The sequence below is a fragment of the Aquimarina sp. AU474 genome (genome assembly GCF_900312815.1).
Taxonomy (GTDB): domain Bacteria; phylum Bacteroidota; class Bacteroidia; order Flavobacteriales; family Flavobacteriaceae; genus Aquimarina.
The window spans coordinates 581,251-593,663 of the sequence record NZ_OMPE01000009.1 but is presented as its reverse complement, the minus strand read 5'-3'; the positions used below and the strand labels follow the sequence as shown (position 1 = coordinate 593,663).

7 protein-coding genes are annotated in these 12,413 nt (G+C 32.7%); all 7 read left to right on the top strand.

Features of this window, described 5'->3' with window-relative positions:
- Window position 1 precedes the first annotated feature (1 nt).
- The 7 genes from DK508_RS16200 to DK508_RS16170 all read left to right on the top strand — a co-directional run bounded on the left by DK508_RS16200 (window position 2) and on the right by DK508_RS16170 (window position 12,401).
- Window positions 2-1,252, top strand: a complete 1,251-nt coding sequence (locus DK508_RS16200; protein ID WP_109301834.1) for an efflux RND transporter periplasmic adaptor subunit — start codon at window positions 2-4, stop codon at window positions 1,250-1,252.
- A 24-nt stretch (window positions 1,253-1,276) separates the two neighbouring features.
- Complete coding sequence (locus DK508_RS16195; protein ID WP_109301833.1) at window positions 1,277-1,972, top strand: ABC transporter ATP-binding protein; 696 nt, start codon at window positions 1,277-1,279, stop codon at window positions 1,970-1,972.
- A gap of 30 nt (window positions 1,973-2,002) precedes the next feature.
- Complete coding sequence (locus DK508_RS16190; protein ID WP_109301832.1) at window positions 2,003-2,755, top strand: head GIN domain-containing protein; 753 nt, start codon at window positions 2,003-2,005, stop codon at window positions 2,753-2,755.
- A 38-nt stretch (window positions 2,756-2,793) separates the two neighbouring features.
- Window positions 2,794-5,172, top strand: a complete 2,379-nt coding sequence (locus tag DK508_RS16185; protein ID WP_109301831.1) for an ABC transporter permease — start codon at window positions 2,794-2,796, stop codon at window positions 5,170-5,172.
- Window positions 5,173-5,195: 23 nt separating this feature from the next.
- Window positions 5,196-7,586: an ABC transporter permease gene (locus DK508_RS16180; RefSeq protein ID WP_109301830.1), complete on the top strand. Its 2,391-nt coding sequence runs from the start codon at window positions 5,196-5,198 to the stop codon at window positions 7,584-7,586.
- A 64-nt stretch (window positions 7,587-7,650) separates the two neighbouring features.
- Entirely contained in the window at window positions 7,651-10,011 is a 2,361-nt protein-coding gene (locus DK508_RS16175; RefSeq protein ID WP_109301829.1) for an ABC transporter permease, read from the top strand.
- 11 nt (window positions 10,012-10,022) lie between these two features.
- Window positions 10,023-12,401, top strand: a complete 2,379-nt coding sequence (locus DK508_RS16170; RefSeq protein WP_109301828.1) for an ABC transporter permease — start codon at window positions 10,023-10,025, stop codon at window positions 12,399-12,401.
- The last annotated feature ends 12 nt before the right edge of the window (window positions 12,402-12,413 follow it).

Here is a 12,413-nt window from a genome sequence, read left to right as displayed (position 1 = left end):
AATGGATATAAAAATTGAAAAGAAAAAAGGGCTAAGACCAAAACATTATGGATTTATTGTTATTGGTTTGATATTGCTTTTTATGGGTTATAAAATAGCATTTGGAAACTCTTCATCAACATTTAGAACAGAAAAAGAGAAACTATCTATATCTAAGATTTCTTTTGGAAAGTTTGACGATTATATAACAATTAATGGCGTGGTTGCTCCTATAAGTACTATTTATATGGATGCTTATGAAGGAGGTAGAGTAACCGAAAAATTAATTGAAGAAGGAGCTATGGTTAAAAAAGGAGATATCATTTTGAAACTGGAGAATAGAGGGTTGTATGAACAAATCTTAGCTAGCGAAAATAATTTGGCACTAAAACAGAATGATTTACGTTCGACTAAACTTACTTTCGACTCAAGACAAGTAGCAGGAAAAAAAGATCTTGTAAATTCGAAATACGAATTACAAAAACTTAAAAGAAACTATGAGCAAAATAAAGCGCTGTTTGATGATGACTTAATTTCTAAAGAAGAATATCTTATCGCTAAAGAGAATTATGAATTATCAAAACAGCAATTTGATATTATAAAAGTACAAACAGATCAGGATAATTTATTGCGCAATACTTCTCTTAATGAATTAGATGCTGATTTGGCAAGAATGAAAAAAACACTTTCTATGGTATACGAACGTATTGATCATCTTAATGTAAGAGCACCTGCCGATGGTCAATTAGGATTTCTTGATGCTGAGATAGGTCAGAATATTCAGCAAGGACAACGTATAGGACAAATTAATGTACTTACCGATTATAAGATTGAGGCGAGTATCGATGAACATTATATAGACAGGGTAAAAAGAGATTTAGCAGCTGTTCTAGATCGTAATGGTACTGAATACAAATTACGACTTCGCAAAATATATCCAGAGGTTAGAAATGGCAAGTTTAAAGTGGATTTAGTTTTTGTAGATCAAAAACCCAAAACCATTAGATCTGGTCAGACTTATAATCTTAAGTTACAATTGGGAGCGTCAAATGAAGGTTTGTTATTACCAAAAGGAGGTTTTTTTCAAAGTACAGGAGGACAATGGATATTTGTAATAGATGCTTCTGGAGATATTGCTAGAAAAAGAGTAATCCGTATAGGTAAACAGAATTCTAGATACTTTGAGTTATTAGAAGGATTAGAATCAGGAGAACAGGTAATCACCTCAAATTATGATAGTTTTGGGGATGCCGAAAAAATTATATTAAAATAAACTTAGACATAAAATAATCAACAGATGATACAAATAGAAAATTTAAAGAAAAGTTTTAGGACTGAAGAAGTTGAAACTCTAGCCTTGAATAATGTAAATCTAAAAGTAGGTGATGGAGAATTTGTAGCAATTATGGGACCATCGGGATGTGGAAAATCTACCCTGCTTAACATTATTGGGATGTTGGACAATCCAACTGAAGGAAAATACAATTTTAATAGCCATGAAGTAGGAGGGTTAAAAGAAAATCAACGTACTAAGATAAGGAAAGGAAATCTTGGATTTGTTTTTCAAAGTTTTAATTTGATTGATGAACTTACTGTTTTTGAAAATGTAGAACTTCCTTTGATTTATCTTAATATGAAAAAAAGCGAACGCGAACAAAAAGTAAGACAAGTTTTAGAGCGTATGAAGATTGCGCATCGAGAAAAACATTTCCCGCAACAATTATCAGGAGGTCAACAACAAAGAGTAGCTATAGCTAGAGCTGTTGTAACTAACGCGAAGTTAATCCTAGCGGATGAACCTACAGGAAATTTAGATTCTAAAAATGGAATTGAAGTAATGAATTTGCTTACAGAGCTTAATCAAGAAGGTACAACTATTGTAATGGTTACTCACTCAGATCGAGATTCTCATTATGCACATCGTATTATTAATCTGTTTGATGGGCAAATTGTAACCGAAAGTCAAAACAAACCCTTCGAGGTAAATACCTAATTTATCTAAACATACAAAAAAAACGAAATCATGGTAAGAATATCAACCTATATCGTAACATTCATCATATGCATTGTTTCATTAATAAGTGGCCATAGTCAAGAAGTAATTGATGTAGCTCATTTTGATAAAGTAATTATAAGCCCTCATATCCAAGTAAAATTTATAGAAGGAAATCGAGAAAGCGTAGTTATAGAAAATTCAAAATTGGCTCGTGAAAAAATTAATATTGAAAATGAAGGAAAAACACTTAGAGTTTATTTAGATGGTGCCAAAATGATCACCAAAAATGTAAAGGCAGATCATAGTAAATGGAATAATCAAAGAAAATCATTATATAAAGGGACACAAGTAACGGCTATAGTCTATTATAAGGATATCAAAGAACTTTCTATTAGAGGAGAAGAAGTCATTTTATGTGAAAGTCCAATGAAATCAGATGATTTTAAATTAAAAATTTATGGCGAATCAAAGATTATAATGAATTCACTAGAAGCAGAATCATTTCAAGTATCAATGTATGGTGAGAGTTATTTAGAAATTAAGGATGGAGTAGTAGGAACACAAAAATATACTGTTTATGGAGAAGGTGAAGTAAATAGTTTAGGGTTGAATAATGAAAACACCAAAATAACGGCTTACGGTGAAGGGAATTTTAGAATTAATGTTTCGGATAACTTAAAAGTAACAGCTTATGGCGAGGCTAACGTAGCATATAATGGAGATCCATCTATAAATAAAGGAATAATAATTGGAAAAGCTAGAATTCAAAAAATGAATTAAAAATAGATTACAGATCATCATCATCAAAACGAACACTTATGTTTAAAAATCACATCAAAATAGCATGGAGAAACCTTAGGAAAAATAAAGGGTATTCAATCATGAATATCGGTGGGCTTGCCATAGGCCTGTCTGCCGTAATCTTAATGCTTTTTTATATAAATTATGAAAGTAGCTATGATCAATTTCATGAAAATCATGATGAGATTTTTAGAGTAGAAAGAACATATACCAGTAGTTTTCAAAATTCAATTTGGGATAATAATCCTTATGTATTATCTAATGAATTAAAGAGTACTGTTCCCGAAATTATTAACGCTACTGGCTTAAGGAATACTTCGAATTACCTAAGTTTTAATGATGCAATGTATCATGAGAAGAATGGTTTATTTGTAGATAATGACTTCTTTAATCTATTTACGGTTAAGTTTATAGAGGGAAATAGAGATAGTGCTTTAGAAAAACCAATGAGCATAATCCTTTCTGAGTCATTGGCCAAAAAATTTTCTTCAAAGAAAAATATTGTTGGAGAAACACTACGAATCAATAAAGAGTACGATTGTATTGTTACTGCTGTAGTTTCTAATTATCCAGAAAACTCACATTTAAAATTTGACTACTTACTTTCTTTCAATTCGTATGAAACGATTACAAGAAATGCTCTAGATGCTGGATGGGGTTCGAATAATGTATCTGCATACGTTAAATTGAATGACAATGAATCGGTTCATAAGGTATCTGAAAAAATAAAGAGATTTTTGGTAAACCATGTCACTTCAAAAGATGGAGTCCAAGAACTTTTAAGTTTGAGACCTGTTGGTGATATTTATATGAGAACCTCTAAAGTAAGAGGTGGAGGTGGAAATCGTAGCGAAATTACCGTATTATATCTTTTTATTGCAGTAGTGATTTTTACTGCCTTAATCTCTTTGTTTAACTATATAAATTCATCTACAGCTCAAGTAATGAATAGAGAGTTAGAAATAGGGATGAAAAAAGTAATGGGCAGTACAAAGTATCATTTAAGATATCAGTTTATTGTCGAATCATTACTAATGGTATCAATTTCTTTTATCATTGCTATGGGTCTTGTATTTTTATTCTTCCCATTCTTTAATAAGATTATTGGCAAGAATTTATCCATTGTTTTTAGTCAGGATTGGCCCTTCTTTTTGTATGCTGCCCTTGGTTCACTTTTTGTTGGTGTTTTGTCCGGTTTATACCCTGTTTTTTTTCTATCTTCTTTAAAGATATCTTCTTTTCTTCAGGGAAATTCATCTATCAAACGTCGTACAGGTTTAAGAAAAGCTTTGGTTGTTTTTCAATTAGTTTTGGTTATGCCTTTGGTCTTTGTTTCAATACTCATTATACAACAGTTTAAATATATAGAGCAACGTGATATCGGTTTTGCAAAAGAGGATTTACTCATTTCTCGAGTAGATGCTACTAGTCAAGAAGACATGAAAAAACTAAATACCATTCGAGAAAAACTTCTTGAAAACCCTAATATTCTTAACTATTCAATATCCAACTCTGCTCCATTTAATGGAGGTGAGCAATATAATACAAACTGGGAAGGCAATGAACCTAATGCGAAAATAATACTTAGATCACGTGCGGTAGATTACGATTTTTTGAAAACGTATCAGATGAGACTATTACAGGGAAGAGATTTTTCTAAGGATTATGCTACTGATATCCAAAACGCATGTATTATAAATCAAACCGCTTTAGAAGTGTTTGGATGGGAAAATGCCTTGGGTAAGACAATTGATAATGGTCGTTTAAAAGTAATTGGTGTCGTAAAAGATTTTAATGATTATACAGCTTTTAAGAAAATACCACCTATGATTATGGTTATGGATAAAGGTTTAGGTGGTAAGAATGTGAGTATTAAAGTAGCTTCAGATAAAAGAACAGAGACTCAAGCATTCGTTAATGCTGTTTTTAACGAGAGTTTCCCGAGATATCCAATAGAATTTAGTTTTCTGGATGCCGAATTAGACAGTAGTTTTTTGAATGCGTTAAGAGGGACCATTAATATTTTTATTTTTTTCTCTCTGCTTGCCATACTATTAGCAGTACTAGGTTTATATAGCTTGGTATCTTTTTCAATGAGAACACAACAAAAAATGATAGCGATACGTAAAGTGCTAGGTGCTAGTATTAAAAATGTCTTTCTAACATTATTAAAAGAATATGTAATCTTATTTAGTATAGCCGCAATCCTAGGTCTTTTTACTGTTTACTTTATAGCAACTAAGTTAATAAACATCCTTCCGTATCATGAAGATGTCAAGCTTATGTATTTAATTATTGCAGGATTGTTAGCCTTATTTGTAGTGCTTTTTTCAGTAAGCGGAAAAATAGTTTCAGCGGTTTTACAGAACCCCATCAAAAGCTTAAAAACTGAGTAGATCATCAAAAAAAACCAATAGTTATGTTTAAAAATTATATCAAAATAGCCTGGAGAAACTTAATCAAAAACAAAGTGTATTCTGGTATTAACATTATCGGATTAGCTATTGGTTTGACTGCAGGTTTCCTGATTTTATCATATGTAAATTTTGAACGTAGTTATGATAAATTTCATACTAAGGGAGATGATATTTACAGAGTAGTTGCTGATCTTAAAACACCAACAGGTGTTATGATTAATGATAAACCTGCGTGTGCAGTCCCTCCTCATTTGGAAGAAGAATTTCCTGAGATTATTTCGGCAGTACGATTTATGACTTTGAATTTATCAGTAAGAAAAAATAACACAAAATTAATCGAAAATAATGCCGCTGCTGCCGATGTAGCTTTTTTCGAAATGTTTGATTTTGAATTACTCCAAGGAGACAAAAAAAATGCACTTAAAGAACCTTATAGTGTAGTGTTAACAAGAGCTGCAGCAAAGAAATATTTTGGGGATGAACCTGCTATGGGGCAGACTTTAAAAATTAAAGATGAAGATATTAAAGATCTAAGTTTTACGGTTACAGGAATAATGGACGAAATTCCTGAAAACTCTCAAATTAAAGCCAATTTTATTATTTCTATGACTACATATAGTCAAGGAGTGTATACGAGTATAGATAATGCTTGGGGTTTATATGATCCGTCGGCTTATATTCTTGTGCATCCCAATACTGATCCTAAACAATTAGAAGCTAAATTTCCTGATTTTTTAGAACGTAATTCTGGAGATATGATGAGAGAAGGAAAGTTATTTGTTTCATTGTTTTTAGAACCTTTAGAAGATGTGTATTTATATTCTTCAAGAGGAGGAAATTACACTGGAGACATTGGCACAATCTATATATTTTCTATTATAGCAATTTTCATTTTGTTAATTGCCTGCATTAATTTTATTAACCTAACCACTGCGCGTTCTGTAGAAAGGGCTAAAGAGGTAGGAGTGCGTAAGGTTATAGGTGCCGAAAAACTACAGCTTTCACTACAGTTTGTAGGTGAATCTGTAATCATAAGCCTTATAGCTTTTATAATCACAATTGCATTAACGGCATTGATTTTACCAACATTTAATGAGTTGGCAGGAAAAACTATTAGCGAAGGTATATTCTTCAACCCTCTCGAACTTTTTTATCTTTTTGTAATCGCAATCGCAATTGGTGTTTTTGCAGGAATATATCCCGCTTTTGTATTGTCCTCTTTTAAACCTGTACAGGTTCTTAAAGGAAGTTTTTCTACCGGGAAAAAAGGAGTTGCATTACGTAAAGGATTAGTGATTACTCAATTCACAATTTCTATAGCATTAATAATAGGAACTATCATCATTTATAATCAAATGCATTTTATGCGTAACCAAGAGTTAGGGTTTAATAAAAGTCATACGGTTATGCTTCCTGTAACGGTTTCATCTCCACAACAAAAATTAAAAGATAATATCGATGATATTTCTGGTGTATTATCTACCACTCTTGCCTCGACAGCGCCAGGGGTATATAACAATTCGGCTTATTCAATTATCCAAAACAATAATGGTGAAGAACAGGTAGCTAACATTAATGCCTATTTTGTTGATCATGATTTTATTCCGCAATATGGCTTAAAAATCGTAGCCGGAAGAGAATTCTCGAGAGAATTTGTTACAGATTCTGCCGAGGGTATGGTGATTAATGAAAAAGCTGCCCAATTATTAGGATATACCACTCCCAAAGATGCACTGGGAGCGAACTTTTCTCAGTGGGGTAAAAGTGGACGTATCATAGGAGTGATACAAGATTTTCACTTCCAGTCTTTACAAGAAAATATACAACCTCTTACCATTACCATAAAACCAGATGAGACAGATTTATTGGCTATAAAAATTAGTGGTCAAAATGTACAACAGGTGGTAACAGAAATTCAATCCACATGGGAAACTATCTTGCCAAACGATTCATTTGACTACTATTTTCTTGATGAGGAATTTGATAAGCAATATCGAGCTCAAGATCGTTTTGGGAACTTATTTTTAAACTTTGCTGTCCTTGCAATTTTAATTTCTTGTCTAGGCTTATTGGGTCTAGCAGCCTATACGATACTTCAACGAAAGCGTGAAATAGGAGTACGAAAAGTACTAGGCGCCTCGGTTGCAGAAGTTGTAAAGTTACTTTCAAAAGATTTTATGAAACTTGTAACTGTAGCATTTTTAATCGCATCTCCGATAGCTTGGTATATTATGAATGATTGGTTGTCTGATTTTGCATACAGAATAAGTATGCAATGGTGGATGTTTATATTAGCAGGAACCTGTGCTTTAATTATTGCATTAGCAACGGTGAGTTTTCATGCTATCAAAGCGTCGCTAGCTAATCCTGTAAAGAGTTTAAGAACGGAGTAGTAAAAAGTTGATTGTTGAAACGGTGTAATTGTGTATAAAGCACATGTAAAACAAAAGTAAAAACATGCTTAAAAATTATCTAAAAATCGCTTGGCGAAATTTACTGAGAAACAAGAGTTTTTCTGTCCTAAATATTGTAGGCCTTTCAATAGGCCTTGCGGTTACAGCGATTATTGTGATCTGGATAAATTTTGAAATTGGTATTGATCAATTCCATGAAAATAAAGACCGAACCTATCAAGTCTATAATAAACACTTAGTAAATGGTGAAATATGGACTTGGAATTCAACTCCTAAAATTATGGCTTCGGCCATACAAAAAGATTATCCCGAAATAGAAAGTACTGTACGTTTAATGGATGGTGTTGAATTTTTATTTGCTAAGGATGAAAAAAGAATAAACGGTGAAGGGGTTCTTGCGGATACAGATTTTTTGAAAGTATTTAGTTTTCCATTGGTAGAAGGAAATATAGCAACTGTTTTGAGCGATGTTAATTCGGTAGTAATTACTGAGTCTTTCGCTAGAAAAATATTTGGTGATGAACCAGCAGTAGGTAAAACAGTTAAGGTAGACAATAAAGATAACTTTATGATTGCTGGTATTTTAAAGGATTTGCCTTCAAATACAGCTTTCGAATTTGATTTTTTAATGCCTTGGGCATATTTAAAACAACGTGGTTGGGAGGATCAAAACTGGGGTAATAATTCTATTGCTACGTTTGTAATGCTTAAAAAAGATGTTGATCATGCTTCGCTCATAAAAAGGATAGAATCTTTAAGAAAATCATATGATGATGATTCTCCAGATATGATTACATTTTTATATCCTTTTACGCGTTCTTGGTTGCATTCGAATTTTGAAAATGGTAAGGAAATCGGTGGTAGAATAGATGTAATTCGAATATTTGGGATCATAGCTGTCATTATTTTAATAATAGCTTGTATCAACTTTATGAATTTGAGTACAGCACGTAGCGAAAAACGGGCAAAAGAAGTAGGGGTACGCAAAGTTGTAGGAGCAAGAAGATTAGCACTTGTAGGTCAATTTTTGGGAGAGTCAATTCTTATATCATGTATAGCTGCAGTCTTTGCCCTTTTACTGGTGTTAATAGCTTTACCTCATTTTAGCATATTGATAGAAAAACAATTATCATTGGATTTGGCTAATGTATGGTTTTGGATATCGGCTATAGGAGTAGTAGTTTTTACAGGTCTTTTGGCGGGTAGTTACCCTGCGTTATTCCTTTCGGGGTTTACACCTTCTTCAGTATTAAAAGGAACTTTTATTAAATCAAGTGCCGCTGTAACACCTAGAAAAATATTAGTTGTGCTTCAGTTTTCTGTTGCAATTATATTAATCACCTCTAGCATAATTGTAATACAGCAGTTAAAAAAGGTACAGGATAGACAAACAGGTTACGCTAGAAACAATCTAATTTATACGACTATTCAGGGCGAAGTAGACAAAAACTACTCCTTAATCAAGAAAGAATTGCTTGCATCTGGCGCCGCAGCTTCTATAACGAAAACAAATTCACCAATTACAGAAGGTCGGAGTAATACATGGAGTTTTGAATGGAAGGGTAAAAATGAAGAGGTTAAGACTATCATTCAAAGATTTATAGCAGATGATGATGTAGCAAAAACTTTAGGATTAGAAATTGTAGCGGGACGTGATTTGGATTTGGATAAGTATCCTACGGATTCTACAGCGGCCATCATTAATGAATCTGCAGTAGCACTTATGAATTTTGAAGAACCAATTGGCCAAATAATCAAGGATAATGGAATAGACTGGAATGTTGTAGGAGTTGCAAAAGACTTTGTCTTAGAATCTCCTTTTCAAAAGATTGATCCAATGGTTATAGAGGGTGCCAAGGCTTGGTTTAGTATTATACATATAAAACTAAATGATACTAGGAAGGTTTCAGAAAGCCTTGCCATAGTAGAAAACACTTTTCTAAAATATAATCCTGAATATCCTTTCGAATACGAATTTGTAGACAGAGAGTATGCCAAAAAATTTAATGACGAGAAAAGAACAAGTAAGCTCGTAGGTATATTTACCCTACTTACTATTTTTATTTCTTGCTTAGGTCTATTTGGTCTTGCCAGTTATGTGGCAGAGAATAGAATTAAAGAGATAGGAATTCGTAAAGTTTTGGGAGCAACTATCGGAAATATCACCACTCTTTTATCAATAGATTTCCTGAAACTGGTTGTGATTTCAATCATTTTGGCGGTACCTGTTTCTTGGTATTTTATGAGTAATTGGTTAGAAAGCTTTGCGTACCGAGTACATATTTCATGGTGGACGTTTGTTTTGGCAGGAGTTTTAGCACTAACTATTGCTTTTGCAACTGTAAGTTATCAAGCTATAAAAGCTGCTATTGTAAATCCTATAAAAAGTTTACGAACCGAATAAAACCAATAATTATGTTTAAAACACATTTAAAAATAGCGTGGAGAAATCTTAAAAAAAGGAAAGTCTTTACTTTTATTAATATTATTGGACTTTCACTTGGATTTGGTTGTGCAATATTGATATTTCTATTTATTAATCACCACCTTCAATTTGATAATTTTCATCAAAATTCTGATAGGGTATTTAGAATTGTAACCGAAGAACACCGTGTTGATGTTGAATATGAAACTGCAGTACCTCCTGGTTTTGCTGATGGTTTTAGATCAGATTATAATTATGCCGAAAAAGTAGCTAAACTTTTTGTGAGAGAAGACTGGCAAATTAATGATGTTGATACTCCAAAACGTTTTAAAGAAAATATAGCTTTTGCAGAACCTGAATTTTTCGAAATATTCAATTTCCCACTTGCAGAGGAGTTAAGTAATCGCGGTTTGATAGAACCCAATACGGCTTATGTAACTCGGAAGTTTGCAAAAAGAATGTTTGGGAATGAAAACTCTTTAGGTAAAAACTTCATTTTAGAAAATACAGAAACTATACAGATTATTGGAATATTAAATGATTTGCCCAATAACACAATGATCGACGGAGAAGTGTTTTTATCCTTTAAAACACTTGAGAAGTATGATGATTTTGCCTCTAGTAATGCATGGGGAGGTATTAATGGCAGTTTAAGATGTTATGCACTGCTTTATCCAAATCAGAATATTGATGATATCGAGAAATCTCTCATTTCTTTGGTTACCAAACATCGCCCTAGAAGTAAGAATGTACATCGTTATCAACTTCAGGCATTAGGTGATATTCATTTTGATAGTAATTATGATGGTATCAATGTGAGCTTGTTATGGATTTTTGGTTTAATAGGGATATTCTTAATCTCTGTAGCCTGTATCAATTTTATAAATATCTCAACGGCTCAGGCATTTTCTAGGTCTAAAGAAATAGGAATTAAAAAAGTACTAGGAAGCTTTAAACAACATTTGTTCTGGCAATTTATTTCAGAAACTTTTATAATAAGTTTGTTTGCAATGGGTCTTGGTGTTGTTATAGCTATTATTGTTTTACCTTCTTTTAATGAGCTTTTCGAGTTAAATCTTTCTGCAAGTTCGATGTTAGATATGAAACTTATAAGTTTTGCAGTGGGTATGTTGGTTTGTGTTTCGCTTTTTGCAGGTAGTTATCCAGGAATTTTGTTAGCAAGAATTTTACCAACTCTCGCATTAAAGGGGAAATTAACTCAAAAAGATGCTGGAGGAAAAGTAACAAGAAAAGTGTTGGTGACCGCGCAATTTATTATTTCGATATTATTGATAGTGACGACAGTTATAATAAGTAAGCAAATTAATTATGCTGTTAATGCTGATTTGGGTTTTGATAAAGACGCTGTTGTAATTTTAGAAATCCCTGAAGAACTTGAGTATGTTAAAATTGAAGGATTAAAAGAACGTCTTTCTCAGCTTGCAGGGGTAGAAAACGTAACCGCATGTTTGGCAAGCCCTGGAGGAGGGAGCAATATTTGGGGTACAGGTGTAAAATATCATAATAGGCCGGAGTATGAGGAGTTTTCAATTTCGGCAAAAATGGCCGACGAAAACTATATCAATACTTTTGACCTTGAATTGGTAGCGGGGCGTAATTTTTATGCTTCTGATTCGATTACCGAAGTGGTAGTGAATGAAAAACTTGCTCAAAAATTAAATTTGACTTCTCCAGAAGAATTAATAGGGAAACGTGTCGAACTTAATGGAGGATCTATAAAAGCTTCAATTGTTGGAGTGGTAGCAGATTTTCATAATCTAAATTTTCATGAGGGTATTAGCCCCATTTTTATTGCACCGTATACGAAAGCTTATAGCGAATTAGCTATTAAAATTAATGATCGAGATATAAGAAACACATTGACTGGTATTGAAGAAAGGTGGAAAGAAGTTTTTACAAAATCTATTTATGAATTTGATTTTTTGGATGAAAATGTAGCCCAACAATATCAAGAAGAACAACAACTACTGTCGCTATCCAAATTGTTCTCTGCCTTAGCTATTTTCATAAGTTGTTTAGGCCTTTATGGATTAATCTCATTTTTCGTAGCACAAAAAACTAAAGAAGTAGGGATAAGAAAAGTATTAGGAAGTAGTGTTATTGGTATTTTGATACTGTTTATCCAGGATTTTTTCAAGTTAATCTTAATTGCAGGAGCAATAGCCACTCCATTGGCATGGTACTTTATGAATAATTGGTTGCAAAATTATACGTACCATACCGAAATACGATGGTGGATTTTTGCAATATCTATAGCTGGATTATTGGTTGTTACGCTGCTAACAATTAGTTACCAGGTTATACGAGCAGCTACAGCAAACCCTATAAAAAGTTTGAGAACAGAATAATATAATCAATTG